Origin of the sequence: Kluyvera sp. 142486 (assembly GCF_046569695.1) — a bacterium.
Lineage (GTDB): Bacteria > Pseudomonadota > Gammaproteobacteria > Enterobacterales > Enterobacteriaceae > Kluyvera.
In genome coordinates this window covers 51,159-77,900 of sequence record NZ_JBKHUI010000022.1, presented here as the reverse complement: position 1 = coordinate 77,900, position 26,742 = coordinate 51,159, and the positions used below count along the sequence as shown (strand labels likewise).

Here is a 26,742-nt window from a genome sequence, read left to right as displayed (position 1 = left end):
ACTACGACCGGAAAACCCAGAGTGTGGTCCGGATAGACTGAAAAGTGTTACCTATGTTCCCGGTCTGATCTGTCACCTATGTATCCGGTCATACAAAAGCGCCACCGGGCACAGCACAATCTTACGCTTTGTCGCCCAGCAGAACAGATTCCAGCGCGATTTTGATCATGTCGTTGAAGGTCGTCTGACGTTCAGCGGCAGTGGTCTGCTCGTGGGTGCGGATATGGTCGGATACGGTGCAGATGGTCAGCGCTTTCGCACCGAATTCTGCAGCCACGCCGTAGATACCTGCCGCTTCCATTTCCACGCCCAGGATGCCGTATTTTTCCATCACGTCGAACATGGTTGGATCTGGGGTGTAGAACAGGTCAGCGGAGAAGATGTTACCAACGCGAGCATCAACGCCCAGCGCTTTAGCTGCATCAACCGCGTCACGTACCATGCCGAAGTCAGCGATAGCGGCGAAGTCGTGGTCTTTGAAGCGCAGACGGTTCACTTTGGAGTCGGTGCACGCGCCCATGCCGATAACCACGTCACGCAGTTTCACATCAGCACGTACCGCGCCGCAGGAACCCACGCGAATGATTTTTTTGACGCCGAAGTCAGTGATCAGCTCTTTGGTGTAGATGGAGCAGGATGGGATGCCCATACCGTGGCCCATAACGGAGATCTTACGGCCTTTGTAAGTCCCGGTGAAACCTAACATGCCGCGAACGTTGTTAACTTCACGCACATCTTCGAGGAAAGTCTCAGCAATGTGCTTCGCACGCAGCGGGTCGCCCGGCATCAGCACAACGTCAGCGAAATCGCCCATTTCAGCGTTAATATGTGGGGTAGCCATCGTAATTTCCTTTATTTTTCAAATAGACGAAGGGCGGGAATCCTCCCGCCCAAATAATCACAGCATGTTTTTACCGTACGCCATTGGAGACGTACCGAAGTAGGTCGCCAGCGTCTGGCCAATATCCGCGAAGGTTTCACGGTGACCCAGCGAACCCGGCTTAACTTTCGGGCCGTAGATCAGCACCGGAATGTGCTCACGGGTGTGGTCAGTACCGGTCCAGCTTGGGTCGCAGCCGTGGTCAGCGGTGAGGATCAGAATGTCATCTTCACCCACCAGCTCCATCAGCTCCGGCAGACGGCGGTCGAACAGCTCCAGGCCAGCAGCGTAGCCAGCGATATCGCGACGGTGGCCCCATGAAGAGTCGAAGTCAACGAAGTTGGTGAAGACGATAGTCTCATCACCCGCTTCCTTCATCTCTTTGATGGTGGCATCGAACAGCGCGTCCAGGCCGGTGGCTTTCACTTTTTTAGTGATACCGCAGTTGGCGTAGATGTCCGCAATCTTACCGACGGAAACCACGTGACCGTGTTTTTCATCAACCAGTTTCTGCAGAACGGTCGCCGCCGGTGGCTCAACGGCCAGGTCGTGACGGTTACCGGTACGCTGGAAGTTACCCGCTTTGTCGCCCACAAACGGACGCGCGATAACGCGGCCAATGTTGTAGCCGCCTTCGGTCAGCTCTTCACGCGCGATTTCGCACAGCTCGTAGAGCTTATCCAGGCCATAGGTCTCTTCGTGACAGGCGATCTGGAACACCGAGTCGGCAGAGGTATAGAAAATCGGCTTGCCGGTTTTCATATGCTCTTCGCCCAACTGATCGAGGATCACGGTACCGGAAGAGTGGCAGTTACCGAGATAGCCCGGCAGGTTGGCACGCTTAACCAGTTTATCCAGCAGTTCCTGCGGGAAGCTGTTTTCGTGGTCGCTAAAGTAACCCCAGTCGAACAGAACCGGCACGCCGGCGATTTCCCAGTGACCAGACGGCGTATCTTTACCGGAAGAGAGCTCATGCGCCCAGGCGTATGCGCCCACTACTTCCGCGTTGCCGTCCATGCCGGCAGCAATTTTGCCGGTGGAACCTTCATGTGCTTTCACCAGACCCAGACGAGTCAGGTTAGGCAAATTCAGCGGGCCCTTACGGCCATTGTCAGCTTCGCCTTTGGCACAGGCTTCTGCAATGTGGCCCATCGTATCTGCGCCGACATCGCCAAAGCGGTCTGCGTCTTCCGTTGCACCAATCCCAAAGGAGTCCAGCACCATAATAAATGCACGTTTCATCTTGTTCTCCATACATCTTGCGCTGCAAAAAAGCGATCAGATCAGTATATAACTATTCGGTGATGCGACGATAGACGGTTGGCGTAATTTCAGGCGCTTTATCGTCCAGTTTAATTGCCGCTTTCACGGCCTTCGCCGCGTCCTGCCAGCTTGCTTCATCTTTCGCGTGGATCACCGCCAGCGGACGCTGTCCGTCAACGCTGTCGCCCAGACGGGCCATGTCGGTAAAGCCAACGCTGTAATCGATGGTGTCAGAAGCCTGGCGACGACCGCCGCCCATAGAAACCACCGCCATGCCCAGCGCGCGGGTGTCCATCGCGCTGACAAAACCTTCGGTATCAGCATAGACGGCTTTGCTCAGCATCGCCGTTGGCAGATATTTCGCATAGTTTTCAACGAAATCGGTTGGACCTTTCTGTGCGGCCACCATGCGGCCAAAGATCTCCGCCGCTTTACCGTTGTCGAGCACGGCCTGCAATTTAGCGCGCGCGTCTGCGTCATCTTTGGCCAGCTTGCCGGAGATAAGCATCTCAACGCACAGCGCCATGGTGACGTCGAACAGACGCGGGTTGCGGTATTCACCGGTCAGGAACTGCACGGCTTCGCGCACTTCTACGGCGTTACCTGCGCTGGAGGCCAGCACCTGGTTCATATCGGTCAGCAGCGCCGTGGTTTTCACGCCCGCGCCGTTGGATACGCCCACGATGGCTTCAGCCAGCGCCGCAGAGAGTTCGTAGGTTGGCATAAACGCGCCGCTGCCTACTTTCACGTCCATCACCAGCGCATCAAGACCTTCCGCCAGTTTTTTGGCAAGAATAGAGGCGGTGATCAGCGGGATGGAGTCCACCGTCGCGGTAATGTCGCGGGTGGCATAAAAACGTTTGTCCGCCGGTGCAAGCGAGCTGGTCTGCCCAATAATCGCCACACCCACGTCTTTAATAATTTCACGGAAGCGGTTGTCGTCCGGGAAGATGTCGAAGCCCGGAATGGCTTCCAGTTTATCGAGCGTACCGCCGGTATGGCCGAGGCCGCGACCGGAGATCATCGGAATATAGCCGCCGCAGGCTGCCACCATTGGGCCAAGCATCAGCGAGGTTACGTCACCCACGCCGCCGGTAGAGTGTTTGTCGACAATCGGGCCGTTGAGGTTGAGGCTCTTCCAGTCCAGGACGGTGCCTGAATCTCGCATCGCCATGGTCAGCGAGACACGCTCCGGCATGCTCATATCATGGAAGAAAATGGTCATCGCCAGCGCGGCAATCTGCCCTTCAGAGATGGTGTTGTCGCGAATGCCGTTGATAAAGAAACGAATTTCTTCATCACTCAGCGCGTGGCCATCACGTTTTTTGCGAATAATTTCTTGAGCGAGAAACAAGGTACCCTCCTGATTAATCAGGTTAAATGCAGCGGGCTTAAGCCCGCGCTACGTTCCTGTAGCCCGGCCAAGCGTAGCGCCGCCGGGGAGATCCCGGAGTCGGCGCACATGCACCTCGTCCGGGCTACGATAATGCATTAATAGCTGCTAGCGCTCTTACCGTCGCCGTGGCCCAGCGCCTTCAGCAGGCTAGCCAGCAGAGAGGAAGCGCCGAAGCGGTAGTGACGGGAGTCAGCCCAGTCCGCACCGAACAGCTCGTCAGCGATAGACAGGAACAGCTGTGCGTCTTCTGCGCTGCGAACGCCGCCCGCTGGCTTGAAGCCCACGGTTTTCTGTACGCCCATATCACGAATCACTTCCATCATGATGCGCGCGCTTTCTGGAGTCGCGTTTACCGGTACTTTACCTGTAGAGGTTTTGATGAAATCCGCACCGGCTTTGATGGCAATTTCAGAGGCTTTACGAATAAGCTGCTCTTCTTTCAGCTCACCGGTTTCGATGATCACTTTCAGCAGCACGTTTGCCGCCGCACAGGCGTCTTTACACGCTTTCACCAGATCAAAACCAACCTGCTCGTTGCCAGCAATCAGCGCGCGATATGGGAAGACCACGTCAACTTCATCAGCGCCGTAGGCGATAGCCGCGCGGGTTTCCGCCAGCGCAATGTCGATGTCGTCGTTACCGTGCGGGAAGTTGGTGACGGTGGCGATGCGGATGTCCGGGGTTCCCTGCTCTTTCAGCGTTTTACGCGCAATCGGAATGAAACGCGGATAGATGCAGACAGCGGCGGTGTTGCCCACCGGCGTTTTCGCCTGATGACACAGTGCGATCACTTTCGCGTCGGTATCGTCTTCGTTCAGGGTAGTTAAGTCCATCAACTGCAGCGCACGCAGGCTGCTTGCCTTTAAATCAGTCATTTTTCTCTCCGACGGCGTATTGCCGTGTAAATCGTTACCTTGCGGGTCTGTGACTATTGTAACACCGCCCCGCGTCCACACTTCGACTTTCATCACACTTAGTGAAAACTTCGTACAAAATTGCATAACAATAACGAGACATGCATCAAATTTTTACACCAGAAGCGGCCGCTAAAACGCCACTGCAGCCGCTGGGATCAAAAGACGGCCTCATCGTTTTTCATACACTTCGCCTATCGCTCGTCTGAGGAACTGAACATGCCAACATCGAATGATTCATCACTGCTGCAACACTGCCAGCAAATTGTGACAAGCTCCGTGTTAACCCCAGAACAGAAACGTCATTTTCTGGCGCTGGAGGCCGAAAATGCCCTGCCATACCCAGAACTCTCTGAGGAAGCGCGGGCGGCGCTGGCCGACGGCGTCATTTGCGATATGTATGAAGGGCATGCGCCGTATAAACCGCGCTACGTCTTACCGGACTACGCGCGTTTTCTGGCTAACGGCTCTGAATGGTTAGAGTTGGAAGGCGCCAAAGATCTGGACGACGCCCTTTCGCTGCTGACCATTTTGTACCACCACGTCCCTTCCGTAACGGCGATGCCGGTTTATCTCGGCCATCTTGATGCGCTGTTATCGCCTTATGTTAGAATTCTAACACAAGATGAAATCGATATTCGAATAAAACGTTTCTGGCGCTATCTCGATCGCACGTTGCCGGACGCATTCACCCACGTGAATATTGGCCCACATGATACGCCAGTCACGCGCGCGATATTACGTGCAGATGCTGAGTTAAAGCAGGTCGCACCAAATCTGACCTTTATCTACGACCCAGAACTTACGCCGGATGATTTGCTGTTACAGGTGGCACAAAATATCTGCGAGTGCAGTAAACCGCATATCGCCAACGGGCCGTTAAATGATAAAATATTCACAAATGGTCAATACGGCATCGTAAGCTGTTACAACTCGCTGCCGCTTGCCGGCGGTGGCAGTACGCTGGTGCGCCTGAACCTCAAGCAGGTGGCGCAGCGCAGTGAATCGATCGATGACTTCTTCACAAACGTGCTGCCGCGCTACTGCCAACTACAAATCGATATCATCGATGCACGCAGCCACTTCCTCTACAAGCAGTCGCACTTCTTTGAGAATAGCTTCCTGGTGAGTGAAGGGTTGATCGACCCGGATCGTTTTGTGCCGATGTTCGGCATCTATGCACTCGCCGAAGCGGTCAACACACTTTGCGAGCGCGAGGGGATTGCCGGGCGCTACGGCAAAGACGAGCAGGCTAATCAACTGGCCTACCGCATCAGCGCCGAGCTTGCCGCCTTCGTCACCCGTGCGCCGGTACAGTACGGCTGGCAGCAGCGTGCGCTGCTCCATGCGCAGTCAGGCATCAGCTCGGATATCGGCACCACGCCGGGTGCGCGTCTGCCGTACGGCGACGAGCCTGACCCAATTAACCACCTGCTCACCGTCGCACCGCATCACGCCCACTACACCGCGGGGATCAGCGATATTTTGACGCTGGATGAAACCGTGAAACGCAACCCGCAGGCGATCATGCAACTCTGCCTCGGCGCGTTCAAAGTGGGCATGCGTGAATTCAGCGCCAACGTCAGCGGTAACGATCTGGTGCGCGTCACGGGCTATATGGTGCGCCTGTCCGACCTGCAAAAATATCGCGATGAAGGCTCCCGCACCAACACCACGTGGCTGGGCGAAGAAGCCGCCCGTAACACGCGTATTCTGGAACGTCAACCTCGTGTCGTGAGTCATGAACAGCAGATGCGCTTTAGTCAGTAAAATCATCCCATTCTCCTGCGTCGACGGGCCCGGCAGCCGCCTGGCCCTGTTTCTGCAGGGCTGCAACCTGCGCTGTAAAAACTGCCATAACCCGTGGACGATGGGGCGCTGTAACGACTGCGGTGAGTGCGTGCCGCAGTGTCCGCACCAGGCATTAAGCGTGAACGGCGGGAAAGTCAGCTGGCAAGCGGAGGTTTGCCAGCAGTGCGATACCTGTCTGCATATGTGCCCGCAGCAGGCGACGCCGATGGCACAAATCATGAGCGTGGAGCAGGTGATTCAGCAGATAGCGCAGGTCGCGCCGTTTATCGAGGGCATAACCGTCAGCGGCGGCGAAGCGACCACGCAGTTACCGTTCGTCATCGCCCTCTTCCAGGCGCTGAAGTCTACGCCCTCACTGGCGCACCTGACCTGCCTCGTCGACAGTAACGGCGAACTGCCGCTAAGCGGCTGGCAGAAGCTACAGCCAGTGTGCGACGGCGTGATGGTCGATTTAAAATCCTGGGATAACGATCGCCATCTGGGCCTAACCGGGCGCGGGAACGCGCGGATTAAACAGAGCATTCAGTGGCTTGCCCAGCAGGGTATGCTGACGGAACTGCGGCTGCTGGTCATTCCGGGGCACAGTGATTATCTGGAGGAAGCGGAGTCGCTGGGCGCGTTTATCGCCGAATTGGGGGATATTCCCGTGCGTCTCAACGCCTTTCACGCGCACGGCGTTTACGGTGAGGCAACAGCGTGGGGTAGCGCCGGGCCAGCGGATATTGAAGCCATTAGCCAGGCGCTACAGGCCAGAGGAATAACGAGGCTTATCCCTCCGGCGCTGTACTTATAGGGCGAGGAACAGGCCCGCGATGGTGGCGCTCATCAGGTTGGAGAGCGTCCCGGCGGCCACGGCTTTCAGGCCGAGCTGTGCGATTTCCTGACGACGGTTTGGCGCCATGCTGCCCAGGCCGCCGATCAGAATGGCAATCGAGGAGAGGTTGGCAAAGCCGCACAGGGCGAAGGAGATAATTGCTTTAGTGTGGTTGGAAATCACCTGCAGACCGGCCGCAGCCACCTCAGCATCCGCCTTCAGGTATTCACCGAAGTTCATGTAGGCCACGAATTCGTTTATCACCAGCTTCTGGCCGATAAACGAGCCCGCCACCGTCGCTTCACTCCACGGCACGCCAATCACCCATGCCAGCGGTGAGAAGATCCAGCCGAGGATCAGCTGCAGCGACAGTTCCGGATGGTTGAACCAGCCGCCAATGCCGGAGAGCATGCCGTTCAGCAGCGCGATCAGCGCGATAAATGCCAGCAGCATCGCGCCCACATTCAGCGCCAGTTGCATACCGGACGCCGCCCCGGATGCCGCAGCATCCAGTACGTTTGCCGGTGCATCCGGGTTTTTCGTGTCTTTCTCAAGCGTTGGAGAGTCGTGCGGGGTTTCCGTTTCCGGCACGATAATTTTGGCAAACAGCAGGCCGCCAGGCGCTGCCATAAACGAGGCCGCAATCAGATACTCCAGCGGTACGCCCATCTGCGCATAGCCCGCCAGTACGGAACCCGCCACCGAGGCCAGGCCACCACACATCACGGCAAACAGTTCAGAACGGGTCATGGTGGCGATATACGGACGAACCACCAGCGGCGCTTCTGTCTGGCCAACAAAGATATTTGCCGTGGCAGAGAGCGATTCCGTGCGTGAGGTTTTCAGCACTTTACGCAGCGCGCCGCCCAGAATACGAATCACGAGCTGCATGATGCCGATGTAATACAGCACCGCAATCAGCGAGGAGAAGAAGACAATAACCGGCAGCACGCGCAGCGCGAACACAAAACCGCCGCCGCCAAAGACTTCAAACATCTTGTCGGAGACCAGGCCGCCGAACAGGAAGCCGATCCCTTCGTTGCCATAGGCAATGACGTTAGCAACGCCTTCGGACATCGCCAGCAGGACTTTTCGTCCGGCGGGTACGTAGAGAATGAGTGCACCAATGCCCACCTGTAGCAGCCAGGCACCCAGCACGGTTCGGTAATTAATCGCTTTGCGATTGCTGGAGAGAAGTAAGGCAATGGCGAGCAACACCACCATGCCGATGAGTCCCATGAGGATTTGCATACAGATTCCCTGTGTATTGAAAAATATAATAATTACGGCATACCAATCGCGGCGATTATAACGCTACGTAATTATCTTTTTTGCAAAACGTCACAGGTTTTACGCAACAGTAACAGCTGAATAGCCAGTAATGAGATCTACGTCACTTCACGAGAGCGAAAAGAGAGTGCGTGTATTCTCTAGCAGCGCAGAAACCATCTCTTCTGGCGACTCGTTTCGCAGCGAGCAAAGGTGCGTGAAGACTTCGGCAATCCGCTCCGGGCGGTTTGGCTGCCCCTGATAACCATTGAGCGGCATATCCGGCGCATCGGTCTCCAGAATCAACGATGAAAGCGGCAACTGCGCCATCACGTCACGGGTTTTACTGGCGCGAGGATAGGAGATAGTTCCACCTACGCCGATTTTATAGCCCAGTTGAACGAAGCGCTCCGCCTGCTGGAGGCTGCCGGCAAAACCGTGTACCACACCGGTTCGCGGCAGGTTATGCCATTTGAGGTGCAGCGCCAGTTTGTCGTGGGTGCGCCGCGAATGGAGGATCACCGGCAGATCATAACGCTTTGCCAACCTCAGCTGTTCATCCAGCAGGTACTGCTGGCGTTCAAATTGCGGGTTCTCCCGGTAGAGATCGAGGCCAATTTCCCCCACCGCCACCAATTTTTCTGGCTTCCGAGCGATTGCCGCTTCCAGTTGCGCCAGGCTCTCATCACCATGACGCTCGACCACAATCGGGTGTAGCCCAAGGGCGGCATACAACTGAGAAAACCGTTCGGCCAGCGCCAGCACGCGAGTAAAATTGTCGGCTTCGGTGGCGGGAATAATTATCTTGCTAACGCCAACGGCGGCCGCACGCTGGATACTCGCCTCTTCATCGCCGGTAAAGGGAGGAAAATCAAAGTGGCAATGGGTATCAATAAAACGGCCGTTCACGCCAGATCCTTATCATCAAAGAGTGTATCGTTTACTGGCGGCACGTCGTTCATCGCAACGTCGGGCATATCTTCCAGCACGGGAACCGCGGGAGTCGGCCGGCCTCGTTTGAGGTGGCGCACTAACGGCGGCTTCTCCGCCATCAGTTTACCAATGGTCGCCAGAAAGTAACGGCCGCATAAGCGCCCTGTCTTGTAATCCTGACGCAGTGCGGGGATGCGGCTGCCTAACGCCATACTCAGCAATGGTTTCGGCGGGTAGATTTCAATAATACGCAGCTTACCCGGCGGGTTCTCAATAAATTGCTGGGTTTCACTGTAGGTCGTTTCATGGTGCTGCACCAGGTTCATCAGCGGCTGCAGGCTACTTTCGCCCAGCCAGCGCTCCATACGTTTAAACCACTGCGGCGTGTAATACATCTGCGATGGAACGGTACGGATCACCACCAGCGTTTTAGCTCCCTGCTTTGCCGCCTCACGCACCGGAATCGCATCGCTCACGCCGCCATCAAGGTAACTGACGCCATCCAGCGCGACGCCAGGGCGATAGAAGCCAGGGATCGCGCTGGACGCCCGAATAATATCGAGCCAGTTCTGCCTGGTGGGCGAAAAATAGCTGGGCGTATAGTCATCGCTTCGGCAGGCACAGATATAAAAGGATTTTCCCAACTCAAACAGGCGTTCGGCGTTTTCCATCGCCAGAGGCATCTGCCCTGATGTAGACCCGACCAGCCAATCGAGGTCGATAAGATTACCACCGCGGACAAAACGTACCGGGTCGAAAAACTCCCGCCGGGTGGTATAGCGCATAATGACTTTGCGCCCGTATCCCGGTTGGTTACACAGATAGGCGGAAAGGTTTTGCGCGCCCGCAGAGGTGCCATAATAGAGATCGAAGGGGTTGAACTGTGCCCGCATAAACTCATCAAGCACCCCAGCGGTGAAAATCCCTCGCTGTCCTCCCCCTTCACAAACCAGTGCCGTGCGGCCAGGTTTGAAACGACTTAGCGATAATGGCGCAATATTGCCAAGCGTGACGGGTATACGCTGCCCCACCTCTGCCTACCTGTTTTTATTCACCAGACTGATAAAGTAGCCTAATTTGCGGTCGGCTAAAACTAATAAAGCCAGTCCGCTGGACTGGCTTTGTTGTCATGCTAGTTAACACGTGGCGTTCTAGGGTCGTTTACGCCCGGTAAACAGGCTCACCAGGAAGATAATAATCCCGACAACGAACACGATTTTTGCTGCCCACGCAGCCGTACCTGCCAGTCCACCAAATCCTAATGCGGCGGCAATTAACGCGATAACCAGAAATATAATGCCCCAACGAAACATAAGCTTCTCCTTTACCATAGTTAATGTCGACCGCTTGCTATCAGCCTTCAAATTACTCATATGCACTATTTTTAGTGTGGTGCAGATTTTGCCCGCTGCCAAATTTCAGCAGGCAAAATCACCACTTATTACTGCGTTTTCAGATCATTTTTGACACTTTTCACGCCATCAACGGCTTTGGCGATACTTTCAGCACGATCGCTCTGTGCCTGAGATTTCACGGTACCTGACAGCTGCACAACCCCATCTGTCGTCTCAACCTTCACGTTACGTGAGGGAACAATGTCATCGGCCAGCAGTTTTGCTTTCACTTCACTGGTTGTTGCCGCATCGCCAGCGTAGCCTTTCATCGAGCTTTCTTTACTGTCGCGGACGTGAAGTTTGTCGCTCACAGAGGTAACGCCCTCAACGGCTTTCGCCGCCGCAACGGCCGCTTCAGCCTGAGCCTGGCTGTGAACAAATCCACTCAACGTCACCACTTTATTGTCCGTTTTCACCGAGATGTCAGTACTCTTCACACTCTCGTTATCTACCAGCGCGGCTTTTACTTTTGCCGTGATGGTGCTGTCATCCATAAAGTTACCCACTTTACTTCCTGCGCTTTCAGCACTCGCCTGCGCCTTATCCATTGTCGTGGTTTCGGCATAGGCAGCACCAGTGGCAACAGCGGAGGTCAGCATCACGGCAAGCAGTGTTTTAGAGATCGTCAGTTTTTTCATCGTCATCAATATATTCCTGTATGTTTTGCTCAACATCCGAGCACTAGCAACACGCAGGTTGCATTGCTGAATAGGGTCAAAAATCCCTGCTCGCATACTTCTCACGGATCCCCGAGTCCACCAGGGCCATCAAACACCGCGAAATTGCGCTCTGAGCCAGTTATTAATATTGCGATGGAAATAAACGTTAGCTTTAAGCGCTTAATCTTGACGCGCTATCAGCATTTAAAGCCAACGTAGATGTCATCGCTTTGTTAAATATAGATCACAATTTTGAAACCGCCCGCTTCGCTGGTCAAAAAATGGACAGTTAGCGAAAAAAGAGAGGGAATTAAGAACTTTCCGTAAGGGGCTAATTAGGAAGGGAAAGCGTCAGGGCGCAGCGGCTGCCGCGCCCTGAAGGGGTTTTTAGTGTTCGCGAGTTTTGCGGAACTCAACTTCAGGATAACGTTCCTGAGTCAGGTTCAGGTTAACCATGGTTGGGGCGATATAGGTCAGGTTGTCACCGCCATCCAGCGCCAGCTGAACTTCGTTTTTACGTTTGAACTCTTCGAATTTCTTCACGTCTTTGCTCTCAACCCAGCGGGCCGTGGCGACGTTAACCGATTCGTAGATAGCTTCCACGTTGTATTCGCTTTTCAGACGCGCAACCACTACGTCAAACTGCAGCACACCCACCGCACCCACAATCAGATCGTTGTTGGCGATCGGACGGAAGACCTGTACCGCGCCCTCTTCGGAGAGCTGAACCAGCCCTTTCAGCAGCTGTTTCTGCTTCAGCGGATCCTTCAGGCGAATTCGACGGAACAGTTCCGGCGCGAAGTTCGGAATACCGGTGAACTTCATCATTTCGCCCTGGGTGAAGGTATCACCAATCTGGATGGTACCGTGGTTGTGCAAGCCGATGATGTCGCCCGGGTAGGCTTCTTCAACGTGCGAACGGTCACCCGCCATAAAGGTCAGCGCGTCGGAGATCACCACATCTTTACCGATACGGACCTGGCGCAGCTTCATGCCCTTCTCATATTTCCCGGACACCACGCGCATAAACGCTACGCGGTCGCGGTGTTTCGGGTCCATGTTGGCCTGAATTTTGAAGACGAAGCCGGTGAATTTCTCATCCTGCGCTTCCACCAGACGAGTGTCGGTTTTACGCGGCATTGGCGCCGGCGCCCACTCCACCAGACCGTCGAGCATATGGTCAACGCCGAAGTTACCCAGCGCGGTACCGAAGAACACTGGGGTAATTTCACCGGCCAGGAACAGCTCTTTATCAAACTCGTTGGACGCACCCTGAACCAGTTCCAGCTCATCACGCAACTGCTGCGCCAGGTCTTCACCGACGGCGGCATCCAGTTCCGGGTTGTTTAAGCCCTTAACGATGCGCACTTCCTGAATGGTGTGGCCTTTACCGGTCTGATACAGATAGGTTTCATCTTTATAGAGATGGTAAACGCCTTTGAACAGCTTGCCGCAGCCAATTGGCCAGGTGATTGGCGCACAGCCAATTTTCAGCTCGCGCTCAACTTCATCCAGCACTTCCATCGGATCGCGGATGTCACGGTCGAGTTTGTTCATAAAGGTCAGGATCGGCGTATCGCGCAGGCGGGTAACTTCCATCAGCTTACGGGTACGATCCTCGACGCCTTTCGCAGCGTCGATAACCATCAGACAGCAGTCGACCGCCGTCAGCGTACGGTAGGTATCTTCGGAGAAGTCTTCGTGCCCCGGGGTGTCCAGCAGGTTCACCAGACAGTCGTGGTACGGGAACTGCATCACGGAGGTGGTAATAGAGATACCACGCTGCTTTTCCATCTCCATCCAGTCAGATTTTGCATGCTGGCTGGAGCCACGGCCTTTTACCGTACCGGCGGTCTGAATAGCCTGTCCGAATAACAGTACTTTTTCAGTGATTGTCGTTTTACCGGCATCCGGGTGGGAAATAATGGCAAAAGTGCGGCGTTTGGCCACCTCTTGTAAATAAGGAGACAACGTCATAATTCAATCTTCTTGAGTAGGCACGGCTTCACACCGTGCATGTTGAATACGAAAAAATTGCGGCTATTTTACCCATCAAAGGGGGGCTGGCAATCACTGTTTACACAGGAGCAACTCCAGTTCATGCAATGAGGTCACCGTCCAGTCAGGCGTAATGCCTTCCGGCAGCAGACGCTGATGCGCGTTCAGCCAGCAGGTTGCCCACTCGGCGTTCATCCCACCGCGAATATCAGACTCGGCGGTATCGCCGACCATCAGCACGCGGGAACGGTCCGGATTGCCGGCCTGTTCCAGGGCATAGTCAAAGATCCGGCGATCCGGTTTTGCCACGCCCACTTCTTCAGAAATAATCAGCAGATCAAAGTGTTCACGAAGCCCGGTGCGCTCCAGACGAATTTGCTGCAGCGACGTAAAGCCGTTGGTGATGATACCCATCTTCACCTTGCCCTTCAGGGCATTCAGCAGCGATACCGCGCCCGGCAACGGGGCGCAGATTTCCGCCATCGCGTTCATAAAGGCATCGTTCAGGTCGCCTGGCTTCACGTTCAGACGCTCCGCCCAGTTAGTAAAACGTTGGTGCTGAAGCTGCAGCGAGGTGATCGCGCCATTCTGGTAGTCCACCCACAGCGGCTGGTTGACCGCCTGGTAGTCCTGGAAATCTTCCGCGGTAAAGGTCACGCTATAGTCGAGAAACATCCGCTGTAAGCCGCTAAACGAGTCAAACGTAAACAGCGTTTCATCGGCATCGAAGAAAATCCAGTCCCACTTCTTCATCTTTTCACCTTGTCTTACATACTGAGGGGCAGCGCCATAATGATGGCGTCCTCACGGCCGTCCGCCGTGGGGTAATAGTTGCGACGGATTGTCGCCTCATTGAAGCCTAAGCTTTCATACAGTGCGATGGCCGCGTGGTTTGAGGCTCGCACTTCCAGCCATAGCGTCACCACGCCCTGTGCATCTAGCGCATCAATGAGATGTTCCAGCAGTTCACGCCCCAGACCACGGCGCTGATACGCGGGATCGACGGCAATATTGAACAACGTGGCTTCGTCCAGCACGACCTGAGTGATGGCAAACGCGGCCATTTCTCCGTCGACGGACAACTGGAGGTTCAGGTAGCGCTCGCCCTGGTTGCTGGCGAAGGTTTTTTCACTCCAGGGAAACGCATGCGCGCGAGTTTCAATGTGAAAGGCGCGGGGTAAATCAGCCGTGCTGAGGGTAGAAATCGTGTTCATGGGCGCAAATTTGTTGCCACAGCGCGGCGCGAGCTGGCGCGCTGGCCTGTAGTTCATTAAACGGAGGCGTCGAAATCATCGCCCCTTCCAGCGTCACCGGCGTATCGTTACCAAGACGCCAGCAGTGACAGCGGCTGTCCTGCGGCAGCATCGCCACCCGGTCAGGCGTTAGCGCTAGTACCTGGTCCGGCGTCAGGCACAACGCGCGGAGAATATCGCTAATCAGCGGCTCGGTGAGCGACGGTAACGTCTCGGCCACCATCACCAGCTTTACATGCGGCGGAAGCGTAATCGCAATTTCACCCTGCAGTGCCCCAGGGCGACGTAATGCCCACTGGGTGATACCCAACTGTTGTAATTGCCAGTCTCGCCGGGATGTCATGTGAAACGCTCCTGTCTATCAAGGGCGCAAATATAGCAAATTCATCGAAACTGCGCCAATTACACACTATATACACAAAATCATTCGAGTTGCGTCAAGGCGGCAAGCGAATGACAAATTCGTCAGGAACGAATTTGACCAGCCAAAGGCTGGCCTCTGGTGAGGGACATGGATGTCCCTCATTAATCCCCAGAAACGTACATAAGTACGTGACTGGGGTGAAAGAGTGCAGCCAACGTAGAGGCAACTTGAAGGATGACGTGTATAATCGTCGCCTAAGTTTATTGAGGAATAATTCATGTCTGCTTTTACCCCGGCAAGTGAAGTCTTGCTGCGCCACAGTGACGATTTCGAACAGAGCCGTATTTTCTTTGCCGGCGATCTGCAGGATGACCTGCCCGCACGTCTGGAAACCGCAGCAAGCCGCGCGCATACCCAGCAGTATCACCACTGGCAGGTACTGAACCGCCAGATGGGCGACAACGTTCGCTTTAGCCTGGTGGCTCAGGCTGAAGATGTGGCGGATTGCGACACCCTGATCTACTACTGGCCGAAGAACAAGCCGGAAGCCCAGTTCCAGCTGATGAATATTCTTTCTCTGCTGCCGGTTGGTACTGATATTTTTGTCGTCGGTGAAAACCGCAGCGGCGTACGTAGCGCCGAACAGATGCTGGCTGAATATGCTCCGCTTAACAAAGTCGACAGCGCGCGTCGCTGCGGTCTGTACCATGGCCGTCTGGAAAAACAGCCGACCTTCGATGCGGAGAGCTTCTGGGGCGAGTACCAGTTGGATAATCTGACCATTAAGACCCTGCCAGGCGTATTCAGCCGCGACGGTCTGGATGTCGGTAGCCAGTTGCTGCTTTCTACCCTTACTCCGCATACCAAAGGCAAAGTGCTGGATGTCGGCTGCGGCGCTGGCGTACTGGCAGCCACCCTTGCCAGTCACTCACCAAAGGTACGACTGACCCTGTCTGACGTGAGCGCCCCTGCGGTTAAAGCCAGCCGCGCCACGCTTGCGGCGAACGGTGTTGAAGGTGAAGTGATTGCCAGTAACGTCTTCTCTGAGATTAATGGTCGCTTCGACATGATCATCTCCAACCCACCGTTCCACGATGGGATGCAGACCAGCCTGGACGCTGCCCAGACCTTAATCCGCGGCGCGGTTCGTCATCTGAACAGCGGCGGCGAGCTGCGAATCGTGGCGAACGCCTTCCTGCCGTATCCGGCAGTGCTGGATGAAACCTTCGGCTTCCACGAAGTGATCGCCCAGACTGGCCGTTTTAAAGTTTACCGCACCGTTTTGACCCGCCAGGCGAAAAAAGCCTAATCAGATCGCGTGTAGCCCGGCCGAGCGTAGCGACGCCGGGGCTTACCGCTAAGTATCTCCCGGCGTCGCTACGCTCGGCCGGGCTACATAACCCCTCGAAAACCGCAGAAACGCCTTTTTTTTCGGCAATCACTCCGCGTTCGATAATTAACTATTGACGCACAGCGTAAAACCACTAGAATTCGCCTCCGTGGTAACGATTCTTTCATAAAGAGTCGATGGTATGCGAAGGTGGCGGAATTGGTAGACGCGCTAGCTTCAGGTGTTAGTGTCCTTTGGATGTGGGGGTTCGAGTCCCCCCCCTCGCACCATAAACCACGTTATATCGTTCGCAGAGTGCGAAGGTGGCGGAATTGGTAGACGCGCTAGCTTCAGGTGTTAGTGTCCTTAGGATGTGGGGGTTCGAGTCCCCCCCCTCGCACCAACGAAGCGATATAACAAAAGTAACGAGATATCTGTGCGAAGGTGGCGGAATTGGTAGACGCGCTAGCTTCAGGTGTTAGTGTCCTTAGGATGTGGGGGTTCGAGTCCCCCCCCTCGCACCAGACTCCTCGTTCTCTCCTGGTAGTTCCCCCCCATTTTTGATAGTCATCCCATTAGCTTTAAATTCATTGTTATCAGCACAAGACCGCCAACAAACGCTATGCACGACGGTAACAGCACAAAGTGACGTAACCGACGATGCCATATCATGGCGCCGCTCAGCAGCAACCCGCACACGATAACGCCGCGCCAGACGTCAAGCGACAGCCCCATCGTGCTCAGTATGGCGATTGCGCCTCCCGAAATCAGTACACCCCAGCCGCTGCCTAGCGTTCGTTGCAACATGAACCAGCCCATCTAAATGATAATGATTACCAATATCATATATTGTTTTTTGTCAATTGTCTGCTCATGCGCTAAGGTTTCATAATCATTAATGACATGTATATTGCATGGTGATAACTTGTACAAAAAATAGCATGTCTAAATAAAAAGAATTTGCGCTTTGCATTCATGAATTATTCTTGTTTTTGATGCATTTACTTATATTAAAGGCTGACTACAACATCCAACAATGACAGTACAATCCTGGCGCACCCTGCGTGCGCAAAAATATCAGCTAACGTTCCGGCTATTTTTGTTTCTGAATCTGGTCTCATCGACGCTGTCCGTTTTCAGCCCGATATATAACGTTAATATTTTTCCACTACCTGCAATGCTGATAGCGGTGGGCAGCAGCGTGCTGCTGGCATGGAACTGGCGATATAGCAGTATAAAACTGAATATACTAATAGTTTCAGTTATATTCGGCTGCTTATGGGGCTGGCATATTTTAAGTAAAACTTTGGTGCTCGCTTTACCTAATGACAACTTTCAAATGGTGGCGCTTTTCAGCGTACTATTTGTCGGCACCATTGCCTTTTCCAATAATATTGTCGCCTTTTCCCTCCATTCAATGCCGACCTTTATTGTGTGCCTGATAACCAGCCCTTACGGGGAATGGTGGAGAATGACCTACTGTATGGCACTGCCGTTAGTTGGCATCGCTATTCAGCACGTGATCCAGCGGCGTAACGATAAGTTCGCGCAAGGGTTGATGTATAAACTACTGGAAGAGCGCGAAACGCTGAACGGTCTGAGCATGCTCGACCCGCTGACCGGGCTCTACAACCGCCGTGGGTTCCAGTTCCGCCTGGATTCATTGATGTCGATAGGTAAGGCGCAGCACTCCGTCCTGCTGCTGGATATTGACCACTTCAAGGCCTACAACGACCACTACGGCCATATGATGGGCGATCAGGCTCTGATGCGTGTTTCGGCAGCGATTCGAAACGCCGTGCGTTCCCGGGATATTGTGACGCGCTTTGGCGGTGAGGAGTTTATGGTAGTGCTACCGCACTGCAACATTGAGGCCGCGATGCAGACCGCCGAGCGTATTCGCCAACACGTATACGATCTCAAAATTCCGCATATGTTCAACTCCAGCGTGGCAACCCACGTGACCATCAGCATCGGTGTAGCCCCACTGGAGGATAACAACATTGACCAGGCCATGCAGCGCGCGGATAAAGCGCTGTATGACGCGAAAAACATGGGGCGTAATAACATTCTGACCTACGAGCAGGCTCCCGCCGTCTAGGTTCACAAAACGCGGGCTCAGGAGACAAACTTCTTGCGCTCGCTTTTATCTATAGCTAGGATTGCTAATCATTATCATTTAGATTTGAATCCAGCAACGCTATGGCTTACCGTTCCGCTCCGATTGCCGATGACCTCATCTGGCGCACGCCGATTCCTTCAAAGGAACAGGCGTTCGCAGAGTCAGTGCGCGCCAAAATAGCCGAGTTACGTCCGCACCTGCTGGACATGTTTCGTCTGGGCGAAGCGGCCCCGGATAGTGCCAAAACCCTCAGCGAATGGGCGAAACCGACGGAGCTAAGCTCCCTGCTGGCCGTCTATTCCGATCATATCTACCGCAATCAACCGACCCTGGCGCGAGAAAATAAACCGCTGCTTTCCCTTTGGGCGCAATGGTATATCGGCCTGCTGGTGCCACCGTTGATGCTCGCACTGCTGACTGAAGAATCCGCTATCTCGCTAAGCCCTGACCATTTCCGCGTAGAATTCCACGAAACCGGCCGCGCGGCGTGCTTCTGGATCGACGTACACGCTGACGTTTGCGCCAGCAAGAAACCGGCCATCGAACGCATGGACGATCTGGTGAGTCAGGCGCTTATGCCAGTCGTGCAGGCGCTGGAAGCAACGGGAGAGATTAACGGTAAGCTCATCTGGAGTAATACCGGCTACCTGATTAACTGGTATCTCGGCGAAATGAAAACGCTGCTAGGCGAAGAGCAGGTCAACCTGCTGCGCCAGCGCTGTTTCTTTACCAGCACGCTGGCCAACGGCCAGGATAATCCGTTATGGCGTACTGTGGTATTACGTGACGGCCTGCTGGTACGCCGCACCTGCTGCCAGCGTTACCGCTTGCCCGACGTTAAACAGTGTGGCGACTGTACGCTGAAATAAACAACGGGGCTTTCGCCCCGTTATTTTTTACTGCTGTCTTTTACGCTGCCTGCTGGCTCTCTTCAGCCGCACGCTGCGCTTCTTCGTTTTCCTGCTCTAACAACTGTTTTTCATACACTTTGAAGAACGGATAGTAGATAACCGCGGAAACGCAGGCCAACAGTACCACCAGAATCGCTGCTCGGAAGTCCCAGCCCAAAGCCCATGCGCCGCCAATAGGTGCCGGTGCCGTCCACGGTACAACAGAAATCACGCGACCAATCAGATCCAGCTTCATCGCCGCCCACGCCAGAATCGCGTTGACCATCGGTGCCAGCAGGAATGGAATGAAGAACACTGGGTTCATTACGATTGGGGTACCGAAGATAACCGGTTCGTTGATGTTGAACAGGCTAGGCACCACGCTCAGACGACCGATAGAACGCAGGTGTGCTGAACGGCTACGCAGGTAGCAGAACACCAACCCCATCGTTGCACCGGAACCCCCGACCACGATAAAGAAGGTCCAGAATGCTTCCATAAAGATGTGCGGCAGCGGTGCGCCCTGTGCCAGAGCCGTCTGGTTCAGGCCAAGGTTAGTCAGCCAGAACATCTGCAGCATACCGGAGACAATCGCCGCCCCGTGGATCCCTGCAAACCACAGCAGGTGACCAATCAGTACGGCCAGCAGAATCGCCGGTAAGGAGTCAGCAGCGGAAACCAGCGGCTTGAACACGGACATGATGGCTTGCGGAATCAACATGTCGAACTGGCTTTGAATAAACAGGCTCAGCGGATAGAGCGTCAACACCACCACCAGCACCGGAATCAGCAGGTCGAAGGAGTTTTTGATCATCGGCGGCACCTGATCCGGCAGGCGGATCCCGATGTTGCGGACTTTCAGAAAACGCATCATCTCCACGCAGTAGACGGCAACGAGGATCGCAGTAAAGATCCCGGTTCCCCCCAGGCTATCAACCGGCAGATGGCCGCTGGTTTTTGGTGCGGCAACCAGCAGGAACGCCATGATGGAAAGCATCGAACACATGAACGGATCGAGCTGGTTGCTCTTTTCGTAGTGTTTGCCGAGGTTATAGGAGATGGCCGCACAGATATAGATAGACATAATGCCCATCGTCATATCAAACGGCGTCAGAATACGACCTTCAAACTGCTTGGCAAGATCTAACCACGCGCGGGCAAAGCCCCAGGTGGTATCGGGAGAAAACGGTGGATAGGCGAATACCAGTAAAAACGATCCTACAATCATAAAAGGCATGGCAGAGATAAAACCATCACGAATCGCCATAACGTGACGCTGAGAGGAAATTCGCCCCGCAACCGGACTAACGTAGTTTTCTACAAAGCGGAATATCAGATTAAATGCAGCGTGATTAGCAGACATAACAGCCCTCCTGACAGGCTTTAGACGTCAACACAGCAACAACGATTTTGCCGACATGCAACTGGGCGTACATTGAAGCATCAGGTGTTACGGGTCTGCGACCTGCAATGATGTTCATACCGATACAGTTCATACACGGCTCTTATTATAGATACAAAGGAAGTTACCCCCGCAGTATCAATCGGCTGATGAATAACCGCAACCGGTTACAGTAACCGGTTGCACTGATTGTGAAGGAGATCCAAAAAACAAACAATTTTTGCACAACTTAGCCGCTTTATTTACAACCCAGGTAGCTTTATGACAGAGTGGCTCGCCGAATTATCAGGAGAGAACCATGAGCCTACAGTCTGTAAAGGAATTCTTTGCCGAGCACGCGCCCGACATCAGCATCATCGAGCTTGAGCAAAGTACCGCAACCGTTGCTCTTGCCGCCGCCGCTCACCGCGTTGAGCCCGGACAAATTGCCAAAACGCTCTCGCTGAAGGTGAAAGACCGCGTCATTCTGGTGGTTGCGAAAGGAGATGCCCGTCTGGACAATAAGAAGCTGAAAGAGACTTTTGGCGCGAAGGCTCGCATGCTAAGCAGTGATGAAGTGGTGGTTCTCACCGGTCACCCAGTCGGTGGGGTCTGTCCATTTGGGCTGGAGAATCCGCTGGCGGTGTACTGCGATGTCTCGCTGCAGCAATACGAAGAAGTTCTCCCTGCTGCAGGAGCCATACACAGCGCGGTACGCATTTCGCCGGAGCGGATGGCTAGCCTTACCGCTGCCACATGGGTGGATGTCTGCCTCTAACAAACGGACGAGGAGCTGGCATTATTCATATCGTGTAACGACACCAGCAGGTCGGCAGCGCTCAGCAGTTCAATATCGGAATTCACCCCCAGCTTCGTCATCGCATTAAATTTATGTGCGCGAATAGTTTTGATATTCCGCCCCAGCTGCTGAGAAATATCCATCAGCGAATAGCCGTAGGTCATGTAGCGCAGGATCAGGTTCTCGGTCGGGCTGAGAAAACGATTTTCTCGCTGGGCAGCGGAATCCTCCATTGCCTCACGAACCTCTATCGCCTCTTCCAGCAGCGCGAATACGCTATGCCGTAGGTCGCTCAGCGTTTCGGATTTACTGAGCACGCCATGAATATAGGTGGGCGACAGCTGCCGAATCAGTCCAGCTTCATCTTTATCGTTAGCCAGAATGATACGCATCGCCTTAGGATGATGGCTGGCAATCTCGCCCATCGCTAACAGGCATTCAATACGAAGTTCACGCGTGCCAGAGAGACAATACATGACGCCATCAAACGGCCCTTGCCTGACCGCCAGCTTAAATTCGGCAATGCTGCGAAAAAAATGGAAAGTAAAATGCCTACCACGAGCGCTCATCAGTAGATGACGTAGCCCTACCGCCGTCACATTACAATGCTCTATGATAGCGATGCGCTGCTTCCTGCTGCATTTTTCCATTCGACTTGCTCCCCGTAGGCTGAATAGAGATTGAGTTCCTTCATTCCCTGATTGCTGTTGAGCCAGGCATACATTTCCGCATTACTGCGCAGAGACAGGCGGCGCATTGCACTATTTTTTTGCGCACTAATGGTTTTATTACTTTTTTTCAGCAAAGCGGCGATTTGGTTAATCCCCCATCCTTTCGCCAGCAGACGCAGTACTTTTCGCTCGGACAGCGTCAACATAATGAGTCGTTGATTATCATCATCGACATCTGCATCATGCTGCAGCGCAAGCAGCATTTCACTCACGTTATCCGTGCTGACATTGTCCTGTTGAATGGCTTTTACCACCCGCTCAACAGAGTCAGATTCTGAGAGTAGCGTGCTTTCCGGACGCATTAAAAATTCAACGGCTAATGCGTAGTACTGGCGGCTAATCATAAATATCCAGTGAATATCACGATATTGCGATAGCAGCGTATAGTATTGCTCGCAGAGCGCACGCGGATTACCAATATCACCAGAGAAATCAACGATAACCACATCAGTACGGCGAAGTTGAAGCAGCGTTAACTGCTCAAGAGACTGGCAAAAATTGAGCTCGTAATTCGGGAAATGCATTCGCATAATGGAATTCAGCCCAGACTGCATAACCGGTATGTTGCTGATAATCACTGCGAACTTGCAGTACTCTGGCGTCATATAACCTCCGTATCCTTTCGAAGATTCGTTTCCTGAATATATTTTTATTTCATCAAATAAGCGTATTTTCAGGAAATGAACCCATCCATTTCTATTTCCCTTTAATAGCGGCGTAATACTCGTCGGTTAATTATCAAATAAACCTGACCGCTGTATGACTTTATCTGTGAGATGACTTCATCTGGTTAGCAGGACTAACTACGACAGTATGGCATATCAACGTAAAAGAGATTGCTTAGAAAATATTAAAGCATCAATAAGAAAAAATTAAACATTCAAAAAAATAGCCTATTCAGATAGTTCCATTTTCATCTTGAATTCTTTGGGCGTCACCCCTTCACGCTTGCGGAAAAAACGCGAAAAATAGGTCACGTCACTAAATCCCAGATAATCAGAAACCTGTGTGATGGTCATGCTGGTGTACTGCAGGCTACGCTTTGCTTCGAGTAGTAGTCGCTGATGTAAAACGTTCAATGCGCTGGTACCGTGATATTCACGACACAAGCAGTTCAAATGGGTGGTGGAAACCCGCAGCTTTTGCGCATAGTCGGCCAACGATAAATGCTCGCGGTAGTGGCTCTCAATCAGCCGGCTAAACTGGCGCAGCACGCTGCGTTTCCGCTCGCTGTGATCCTTCACCACGCCTCCCGCCTTGCCCTGACGATTGAGCCACACCAGCAGCGCGCTTAGCAACGAATAGAGCATCATCTCCCGCGCGTCGTGATCCTGGGTGTACTCTTCCAGCAGCGTGGCAAATAGGGTACGGATATGGTGGCCGGAACGTTTAACCGGAATACAGCCGGGCTGGCTCAGCATATCCAGAGGTTGCCCGAACTGCGTCTCCAGACGGCTTAACAACGGCAGCGCAAGCGAGAGCACGTAGCCTTGCGTCCCCGGCGAAAAATGAAAGCCATGAACGCAGAGCGCGGGAACGACCTGAATAGAAGATTCGTTCACCACCAGGCGTTGTCCCTCTATTTCTATTTCAGCCTGCCCTTTGTGCAAATAAAGCAGTTGCACCAGCTCGGCATGCTGGTGAACCCGAATATGCCATTCGTAGAGGCTGCTGCGTTTATGGATCGATTCACAGTGCAGCAGATCGGGTGTCGGCCAACCCATATGCTCGCCATAGAGCTTAAATACCGGCACCACCTCCGGCATATTCGCTTCGACACCCGCTCTTTTCATTATCTACTCCACCGTTTCATAAGGCAGCCCCACGTAGTTTTCAGCAATCGTTGTCAGGCCCGCCTGCGAGCTGAGATAGTACTGGCGATCGGCTTCCTGCATCTTTCTGGCAAACGGACTCTGATCCTGAAAATCATGCAGCAGATGGGTCATAAACCAGCTAAAGCGTTCGCCTTTCCAGACCCGGTTCAGCGCCAGTTGTGAATAACGGCTCAGCAGGTCGGCACGTCCATTCTGGTAATACTGCCGCAGGATACGCCACAAATAGTTCACATCCGAAACGGCCAGGTTCAGCCCTTTAGCCCCGGTTGGCGGCACAATGTGTGCGGCATCGCCAACCAGGAACATCCGCCCGTACTGCATCGGCTCCACCACATAGCTACGCAGCGGCGCAATGCTCTTCTCAAGTGAGTGACCAGTCACTAACTTTTGGCTTAACTCGTCCGGCAGACGGCGCTTCAGCTCACTCCAGAAGCGTTCATCAGACCATTGTTCAACGCTGTCGGTCAGCGGAACCTGTAGATAGTAACGGCTTCTAGTTAGTGAGCGCTGACTACACAATACAAACCCACGCTCATGATGCGCGTAAATCAGTTCCGGGTTGACCGGCGGCGTGTCAGAGAGCAACCCCAGCCAGCCGAACGGCCAGATGCTTTCATATTCACGCAGAATATCGCGAGGTATGCTCTGACGAGAAACGCCGTGGAAGCCATCACATCCGGCAACAAACTCACATTCCAGATGGCAACGTTCACCGTTTTTCATAAAGGTGACGGAGGGCTTATCACTTTTCAGGTCGTGCAATTCAACCTGTTCAACGCCATAAATGGTTTGCGCTCCGCTGGCCTGCCGCGCTTCCATCAAATCACGCGTCACCTCGGTCTGGCCATAAACCATCACGCTCTTTCCGCCGGTCAATTCACTCAGCGGCACGGGAATACGCCGGTCAGCAAACAGGAACTCCACACCGTGGTGAAGCAGCCCTTCCACCTCCATACGGCGAGCGACGCCCGCTTCACGCAGCAGCTCGACGGTACCGTTTTCGAGTATCCCGGCGCGAATACGTCCCAGTACATACTCCGGGGTCTGACGTTCCAGGATCACGGTTTTAATGCCCGCATTATGCAACAACTGGCCTAACAGCAGCCCGGAAGGCCCGGCACCGATAATGGCAACTTGCGTGTTCATGGGTGACCTCGCACTCTGGTTAATTATTTGTTTATTTTGTGTATCAATAAAGTTTCAGAATGCATTTTTGATAAGTCAGAGGGGAAAAAGAAGGTCAGAATCCGTTCAAAAATTGCACTTTCGAACAGTTTTGCAAAAGTGTGGGCAACATCAACTCTTCAACAAAAGCGTCAGGCCGCCGAATTTTTGCACATTGTTTGATCCTGGCCGGATTGCTTCCCCATGCTCTTCGGGTAAAAGTAGGTCATTACATCGGCGTTCTCGATACCAGGATCATTATGGAAGTAGATCAGTCAGAACAACGCATCGTCACACGGCTTTGTATTCAGTGCGGTCTTTTTTTACTCCAGCATGGGGCGGAGAGCGCCCTGGTTGAAGAGCTATCAACGCGTTTGGGACGCGCGCTGGGGATGGACAGCGTCGAAAGTGCGATCTCGTCAAACGCGATTGTGCTAACCACCATTAAAGATGGGCAGTGCCTGACCTCCACGCGTAAAAATAGCGATCGCGGTATTAACATGCACGTGGTCACAGAGGTGCAGCACATCGTCATTATGGCCGAACACAAGCTGCTGGACTCTAAAGACGTCGGCAAGCGCTTCACGCAGATTAAACCGCTGCGCTACCCACGCTGGCTGGTTGTGCTGATGGTGGGCCTCTCCTGCGCCTGCTTCTGCAAACTCAACAACGGTGGCTGGGACGGTGCGCTCATCACCTTCTGCGCCAGCTCTATCGCCATGTACATCCGCCAGGTGCTAACCCACCGCTCAATGCACCCGCAGATTAACTTCGGCCTGACCGCCTTTGTCGCCACCACCGTTTCCGGCCTGATGCTGCAACTGCCCGCGTTTCATCAGACTTCAACGGTGGCGATGGCAGCCAGCGTGCTGTTGCTGGTGCCCGGCTTCCCATTGATTAACACGGTTGCCGACATGTTCAAAGGCCATATCAACACCGGCCTGGCGCGCTGGGCAATTGCCAGCCTGCTGACGCTGGCGACCTGCGTCGGCGTGGTGATGGCGATGACGTTATGGGGGCTGCGCGGATGGGTGTGATGCATTTTCTGTTCTTACTGGCGCAGGACGCCGTGCTGTCGGCGATTCCCGCCGTGGGGTTTGCCATGGTCTTTAACGTCCCGCAGCGCGCGCTGCCCTGGTGCGCGTTGTTGGGGGCTATCGGCCATACCTCACGATTCGCCATGATGACCTCCGGGTTTAATATCGAGTGGGCCACCTTCCTGGCGGCGCTGCTGGTTGGCAGCATTGGCATCCAGTGGTCGCGCTGGTATCTGGCGCATCCGAAGATCTTCACCGTGGCCGCCGTCATTCCGATGTTCCCCGGCATTTCAGCGTACACGGCGATGATTTCTGCGGTCAAAATCAGCCACTTCGGCTATTCCGAAGAGCTGATGATCATGCTGCTGAGCAATTTCCTGAAGGCGTCGTCTATCGTCGGCGCGCTCTCTATCGGGCTGTCGATTCCAGGCCTGTGGCTCTATCGCAAACGCCCAAGAGTGTGAAGCATCGGCGGTACGGGGAGTGCCGCCCATCCCATAGCTT

27 protein-coding genes and 3 tRNA genes are annotated in these 26,742 nt (G+C 54.0%); 11 read left to right on the top strand and 19 right to left on the bottom strand.

Annotated features, from left to right (window positions below; translation table 11 throughout):
- Nucleotides 1-121 precede the first annotated feature (121 nt).
- The 4 genes from deoD to deoC all read right to left on the bottom strand — a co-directional run bounded on the left by deoD (nucleotide 122) and on the right by deoC (nucleotide 4,414).
- The gene (gene deoD / locus ACLGE8_RS20420) at nucleotides 122-841 is read right to left on the bottom strand and encodes a purine-nucleoside phosphorylase (protein ID WP_035894565.1); all 720 of its coding nucleotides are present in this window, start codon (nucleotides 839-841) and stop codon (nucleotides 122-124) included.
- Nucleotides 842-898: 57 nt separating this feature from the next.
- Entirely contained in the window at nucleotides 899-2,122 is a 1,224-nt protein-coding gene (gene deoB, locus ACLGE8_RS20415) for a phosphopentomutase (RefSeq protein WP_185668255.1), read from the bottom strand.
- A 52-nt stretch (nucleotides 2,123-2,174) separates the two neighbouring features.
- Nucleotides 2,175-3,497 (bottom strand): thymidine phosphorylase, encoded by a 1,323-nt coding sequence (deoA, locus tag ACLGE8_RS20410; RefSeq protein WP_411000781.1) that lies wholly within the window; start codon nucleotides 3,495-3,497, stop codon nucleotides 2,175-2,177.
- A 137-nt stretch (nucleotides 3,498-3,634) separates the two neighbouring features.
- A complete protein-coding gene (gene deoC / locus ACLGE8_RS20405; RefSeq protein ID WP_411000779.1) occupies nucleotides 3,635-4,414 on the bottom strand; it encodes a deoxyribose-phosphate aldolase in 780 nt (259 codons plus the stop codon).
- Between the two features lie 258 nt (nucleotides 4,415-4,672).
- Here deoC and ACLGE8_RS20400 point away from each other — a divergent pair, with 258 nt between their 5' ends.
- Together ACLGE8_RS20400 and ACLGE8_RS20395 are read left to right on the top strand one after the other, a co-directional pair.
- The gene (locus ACLGE8_RS20400) at nucleotides 4,673-6,223 is read left to right on the top strand and encodes a YjjI family glycine radical enzyme (RefSeq protein ID WP_411000777.1); all 1,551 of its coding nucleotides are present in this window, start codon (nucleotides 4,673-4,675) and stop codon (nucleotides 6,221-6,223) included.
- On the top strand, nucleotides 6,195-7,058 hold the full coding sequence (locus ACLGE8_RS20395) for a YjjW family glycine radical enzyme activase (RefSeq protein ID WP_411000775.1): 864 nt from the start codon (nucleotides 6,195-6,197) through the stop codon (nucleotides 7,056-7,058). The genes ACLGE8_RS20400 and ACLGE8_RS20395 overlap by 29 nt, the downstream gene beginning before the upstream one ends.
- On the opposite strand, the gene ACLGE8_RS20390 is transcribed toward ACLGE8_RS20395, so the two are convergent.
- The 9 genes from ACLGE8_RS20390 to ACLGE8_RS20350 all read right to left on the bottom strand — a co-directional run bounded on the left by ACLGE8_RS20390 (nucleotide 7,053) and on the right by ACLGE8_RS20350 (nucleotide 14,928).
- Nucleotides 7,053-8,330, bottom strand: a complete 1,278-nt coding sequence (locus ACLGE8_RS20390) for a NupC/NupG family nucleoside CNT transporter (protein ID WP_411000774.1) — start codon at nucleotides 8,328-8,330, stop codon at nucleotides 7,053-7,055. The genes ACLGE8_RS20395 and ACLGE8_RS20390 overlap by 6 nt on opposite strands.
- Nucleotides 8,331-8,477: 147 nt before the next feature.
- Nucleotides 8,478-9,257: a metal-dependent hydrolase gene (locus ACLGE8_RS20385; protein ID WP_411000772.1), complete on the bottom strand. Its 780-nt coding sequence runs from the start codon at nucleotides 9,255-9,257 to the stop codon at nucleotides 8,478-8,480.
- On the bottom strand, nucleotides 9,254-10,312 hold the full coding sequence (locus ACLGE8_RS20380; protein ID WP_411000770.1) for a patatin family protein: 1,059 nt from the start codon (nucleotides 10,310-10,312) through the stop codon (nucleotides 9,254-9,256). The genes ACLGE8_RS20385 and ACLGE8_RS20380 overlap by 4 nt, the downstream gene beginning before the upstream one ends.
- A gap of 120 nt (nucleotides 10,313-10,432) precedes the next feature.
- On the bottom strand, nucleotides 10,433-10,594 hold the full coding sequence (locus ACLGE8_RS20375) for a DUF1328 domain-containing protein (RefSeq protein ID WP_064547200.1): 162 nt from the start codon (nucleotides 10,592-10,594) through the stop codon (nucleotides 10,433-10,435).
- Between the two features lie 128 nt (nucleotides 10,595-10,722).
- Nucleotides 10,723-11,319: a molecular chaperone OsmY gene (gene osmY / locus ACLGE8_RS20370; protein ID WP_411000768.1), complete on the bottom strand. Its 597-nt coding sequence runs from the start codon at nucleotides 11,317-11,319 to the stop codon at nucleotides 10,723-10,725.
- Nucleotides 11,320-11,721: 402 nt separating this feature from the next.
- Nucleotides 11,722-13,311, bottom strand: a complete 1,590-nt coding sequence (gene prfC / locus ACLGE8_RS20365; RefSeq protein ID WP_333496073.1) for a peptide chain release factor 3 — start codon at nucleotides 13,309-13,311, stop codon at nucleotides 11,722-11,724.
- Nucleotides 13,312-13,404: 93 nt separating this feature from the next.
- Complete coding sequence (gene yjjG, locus ACLGE8_RS20360) at nucleotides 13,405-14,085, bottom strand: pyrimidine 5'-nucleotidase (protein WP_411000766.1); 681 nt, start codon at nucleotides 14,083-14,085, stop codon at nucleotides 13,405-13,407.
- A gap of 14 nt (nucleotides 14,086-14,099) precedes the next feature.
- Nucleotides 14,100-14,546: a ribosomal protein S18-alanine N-acetyltransferase gene (gene rimI / locus ACLGE8_RS20355; protein ID WP_411000764.1), complete on the bottom strand. Its 447-nt coding sequence runs from the start codon at nucleotides 14,544-14,546 to the stop codon at nucleotides 14,100-14,102.
- On the bottom strand, nucleotides 14,515-14,928 hold the full coding sequence (locus ACLGE8_RS20350) for a DNA polymerase III subunit psi (protein ID WP_411000762.1): 414 nt from the start codon (nucleotides 14,926-14,928) through the stop codon (nucleotides 14,515-14,517). The genes rimI and ACLGE8_RS20350 overlap by 32 nt, the downstream gene beginning before the upstream one ends.
- Nucleotides 14,929-15,226: 298 nt before the next feature.
- Here ACLGE8_RS20350 and rsmC point away from each other — a divergent pair, with 298 nt between their 5' ends.
- The 4 genes from rsmC to ACLGE8_RS20330 all read left to right on the top strand — a co-directional run bounded on the left by rsmC (nucleotide 15,227) and on the right by ACLGE8_RS20330 (nucleotide 16,803).
- Nucleotides 15,227-16,258 (top strand): 16S rRNA (guanine(1207)-N(2))-methyltransferase RsmC, encoded by a 1,032-nt coding sequence (rsmC, locus tag ACLGE8_RS20345; protein WP_411000760.1) that lies wholly within the window; start codon nucleotides 15,227-15,229, stop codon nucleotides 16,256-16,258.
- Between the two features lie 225 nt (nucleotides 16,259-16,483).
- Nucleotides 16,484-16,569: transfer RNA gene (locus ACLGE8_RS20340), tRNA-Leu, on the top strand.
- A gap of 27 nt (nucleotides 16,570-16,596) precedes the next feature.
- A tRNA-Leu gene (locus ACLGE8_RS20335) sits at nucleotides 16,597-16,682 on the top strand.
- Between the two features lie 35 nt (nucleotides 16,683-16,717).
- Nucleotides 16,718-16,803: transfer RNA gene (locus ACLGE8_RS20330), tRNA-Leu, on the top strand.
- A gap of 43 nt (nucleotides 16,804-16,846) precedes the next feature.
- Here the strand turns inward: ACLGE8_RS20330 and ACLGE8_RS20325 are convergent.
- Nucleotides 16,847-17,086 carry a DUF1435 domain-containing protein gene (locus ACLGE8_RS20325; RefSeq protein ID WP_411000758.1) on the bottom strand — a complete coding sequence of 80 codons (240 nt, stop codon included), beginning with the start codon at nucleotides 17,084-17,086 and terminating at the stop codon, nucleotides 16,847-16,849.
- Nucleotides 17,087-17,315: 229 nt separating this feature from the next.
- Here ACLGE8_RS20325 and ACLGE8_RS20320 point away from each other — a divergent pair, with 229 nt between their 5' ends.
- Complete coding sequence (locus tag ACLGE8_RS20320) at nucleotides 17,316-18,380, top strand: GGDEF domain-containing protein (protein ID WP_411000756.1); 1,065 nt, start codon at nucleotides 17,316-17,318, stop codon at nucleotides 18,378-18,380.
- A gap of 101 nt (nucleotides 18,381-18,481) precedes the next feature.
- Complete coding sequence (fhuF, locus tag ACLGE8_RS20315; protein ID WP_411000754.1) at nucleotides 18,482-19,270, top strand: siderophore-iron reductase FhuF; 789 nt, start codon at nucleotides 18,482-18,484, stop codon at nucleotides 19,268-19,270.
- Between the two features lie 40 nt (nucleotides 19,271-19,310).
- Here fhuF and ACLGE8_RS20310 read toward each other — a convergent pair whose 3' ends face one another.
- The gene (locus ACLGE8_RS20310; protein ID WP_185668238.1) at nucleotides 19,311-20,654 is read right to left on the bottom strand and encodes a PTS sugar transporter subunit IIC; all 1,344 of its coding nucleotides are present in this window, start codon (nucleotides 20,652-20,654) and stop codon (nucleotides 19,311-19,313) included.
- 337 nt (nucleotides 20,655-20,991) lie between these two features.
- On the opposite strand from ACLGE8_RS20310, the gene ACLGE8_RS20305 reads away from it, so the two are divergent.
- Nucleotides 20,992-21,450, top strand: a complete 459-nt coding sequence (locus ACLGE8_RS20305) for a YbaK/EbsC family protein (RefSeq protein ID WP_333496082.1) — start codon at nucleotides 20,992-20,994, stop codon at nucleotides 21,448-21,450.
- Here ACLGE8_RS20305 and bglJ read toward each other — a convergent pair.
- The 4 genes from bglJ to pobA all read right to left on the bottom strand — a co-directional run bounded on the left by bglJ (nucleotide 21,447) and on the right by pobA (nucleotide 25,183).
- A complete protein-coding gene (gene bglJ / locus ACLGE8_RS20300; RefSeq protein WP_411000752.1) occupies nucleotides 21,447-22,121 on the bottom strand; it encodes a DNA-binding transcriptional activator BglJ in 675 nt (224 codons plus the stop codon). The genes ACLGE8_RS20305 and bglJ overlap by 4 nt on opposite strands.
- Entirely contained in the window at nucleotides 22,082-22,807 is a 726-nt protein-coding gene (locus tag ACLGE8_RS20295) for a helix-turn-helix transcriptional regulator (protein WP_411000750.1), read from the bottom strand. The genes bglJ and ACLGE8_RS20295 overlap by 40 nt, the downstream gene beginning before the upstream one ends.
- Before the next feature lie 288 nt (nucleotides 22,808-23,095).
- Entirely contained in the window at nucleotides 23,096-23,995 is a 900-nt protein-coding gene (locus ACLGE8_RS20290; RefSeq protein WP_411000748.1) for a helix-turn-helix domain-containing protein, read from the bottom strand.
- A 3-nt stretch (nucleotides 23,996-23,998) separates the two neighbouring features.
- On the bottom strand, nucleotides 23,999-25,183 hold the full coding sequence (gene pobA / locus ACLGE8_RS20285) for a 4-hydroxybenzoate 3-monooxygenase (RefSeq protein WP_411000746.1): 1,185 nt from the start codon (nucleotides 25,181-25,183) through the stop codon (nucleotides 23,999-24,001).
- 278 nt (nucleotides 25,184-25,461) lie between these two features.
- Here pobA and ACLGE8_RS20280 point away from each other — a divergent pair, with 278 nt between their 5' ends.
- Nucleotides 25,462-26,238, top strand: coding sequence for a threonine/serine exporter ThrE family protein (locus ACLGE8_RS20280; RefSeq protein WP_411000744.1), 777 nt, complete (start codon nucleotides 25,462-25,464; stop codon nucleotides 26,236-26,238).
- Nucleotides 26,229-26,702, top strand: coding sequence for a threonine/serine exporter (locus tag ACLGE8_RS20275; protein ID WP_411000742.1), 474 nt, complete (start codon nucleotides 26,229-26,231; stop codon nucleotides 26,700-26,702). The genes ACLGE8_RS20280 and ACLGE8_RS20275 overlap by 10 nt, the downstream gene beginning before the upstream one ends.
- Nucleotides 26,703-26,742 lie beyond the last annotated feature (40 nt).

What these genes read in the sequence shown, in the direction of transcription:
- deoD (WP_035894565.1), bottom strand. Translation starts at nt 841, where the DNA reads ATGGCTACCCCACATATTAACGCTGAAATGGGCGATTTCGCTGACGTT.
- deoB (WP_185668255.1), bottom strand. Translation starts at nt 2,122, where the DNA reads ATGAAACGTGCATTTATTATGGTGCTGGACTCCTTTGGGATTGGTGCA.
- deoC (WP_411000779.1), bottom strand. Translation starts at nt 4,414, where the DNA reads ATGACTGATTTAAAGGCAAGCAGCCTGCGTGCGCTGCAGTTGATGGAC.
- ACLGE8_RS20400 (WP_411000777.1), top strand. Translation starts at nt 4,673, where the DNA reads ATGCCAACATCGAATGATTCATCACTGCTGCAACACTGCCAGCAAATT.
- ACLGE8_RS20395 (WP_411000775.1), top strand. Translation starts at nt 6,195, where the DNA reads ATGAACAGCAGATGCGCTTTAGTCAGTAAAATCATCCCATTCTCCTGC.
- ACLGE8_RS20390 (WP_411000774.1), bottom strand. Translation starts at nt 8,330, where the DNA reads ATGCAAATCCTCATGGGACTCATCGGCATGGTGGTGTTGCTCGCCATT.
- ACLGE8_RS20375 (WP_064547200.1), bottom strand. Translation starts at nt 10,594, where the DNA reads ATGTTTCGTTGGGGCATTATATTTCTGGTTATCGCGTTAATTGCCGCC.
- osmY (WP_411000768.1), bottom strand. Translation starts at nt 11,319, where the DNA reads ATGACGATGAAAAAACTGACGATCTCTAAAACACTGCTTGCCGTGATG.
- prfC (WP_333496073.1), bottom strand. Translation starts at nt 13,311, where the DNA reads ATGACGTTGTCTCCTTATTTACAAGAGGTGGCCAAACGCCGCACTTTT.
- yjjG (WP_411000766.1), bottom strand. Translation starts at nt 14,085, where the DNA reads ATGAAGAAGTGGGACTGGATTTTCTTCGATGCCGATGAAACGCTGTTT.
- rimI (WP_411000764.1), bottom strand. Translation starts at nt 14,546, where the DNA reads ATGAACACGATTTCTACCCTCAGCACGGCTGATTTACCCCGCGCCTTT.
- ACLGE8_RS20350 (WP_411000762.1), bottom strand. Translation starts at nt 14,928, where the DNA reads ATGACATCCCGGCGAGACTGGCAATTACAACAGTTGGGTATCACCCAG.
- rsmC (WP_411000760.1), top strand. Translation starts at nt 15,227, where the DNA reads ATGTCTGCTTTTACCCCGGCAAGTGAAGTCTTGCTGCGCCACAGTGAC.
- ACLGE8_RS20325 (WP_411000758.1), bottom strand. Translation starts at nt 17,086, where the DNA reads ATGTTGCAACGAACGCTAGGCAGCGGCTGGGGTGTACTGATTTCGGGA.
- ACLGE8_RS20320 (WP_411000756.1), top strand. Translation starts at nt 17,316, where the DNA reads ATGACAGTACAATCCTGGCGCACCCTGCGTGCGCAAAAATATCAGCTA.
- fhuF (WP_411000754.1), top strand. Translation starts at nt 18,482, where the DNA reads ATGGCTTACCGTTCCGCTCCGATTGCCGATGACCTCATCTGGCGCACG.
- ACLGE8_RS20310 (WP_185668238.1), bottom strand. Translation starts at nt 20,654, where the DNA reads ATGTCTGCTAATCACGCTGCATTTAATCTGATATTCCGCTTTGTAGAA.
- ACLGE8_RS20305 (WP_333496082.1), top strand. Translation starts at nt 20,992, where the DNA reads ATGAGCCTACAGTCTGTAAAGGAATTCTTTGCCGAGCACGCGCCCGAC.
- bglJ (WP_411000752.1), bottom strand. Translation starts at nt 22,121, where the DNA reads ATGGAAAAATGCAGCAGGAAGCAGCGCATCGCTATCATAGAGCATTGT.
- ACLGE8_RS20295 (WP_411000750.1), bottom strand. Translation starts at nt 22,807, where the DNA reads ATGACGCCAGAGTACTGCAAGTTCGCAGTGATTATCAGCAACATACCG.
- ACLGE8_RS20290 (WP_411000748.1), bottom strand. Translation starts at nt 23,995, where the DNA reads ATGAAAAGAGCGGGTGTCGAAGCGAATATGCCGGAGGTGGTGCCGGTA.
- pobA (WP_411000746.1), bottom strand. Translation starts at nt 25,183, where the DNA reads ATGAACACGCAAGTTGCCATTATCGGTGCCGGGCCTTCCGGGCTGCTG.
- ACLGE8_RS20280 (WP_411000744.1), top strand. Translation starts at nt 25,462, where the DNA reads ATGGAAGTAGATCAGTCAGAACAACGCATCGTCACACGGCTTTGTATT.
- ACLGE8_RS20275 (WP_411000742.1), top strand. Translation starts at nt 26,229, where the DNA reads ATGGGTGTGATGCATTTTCTGTTCTTACTGGCGCAGGACGCCGTGCTG.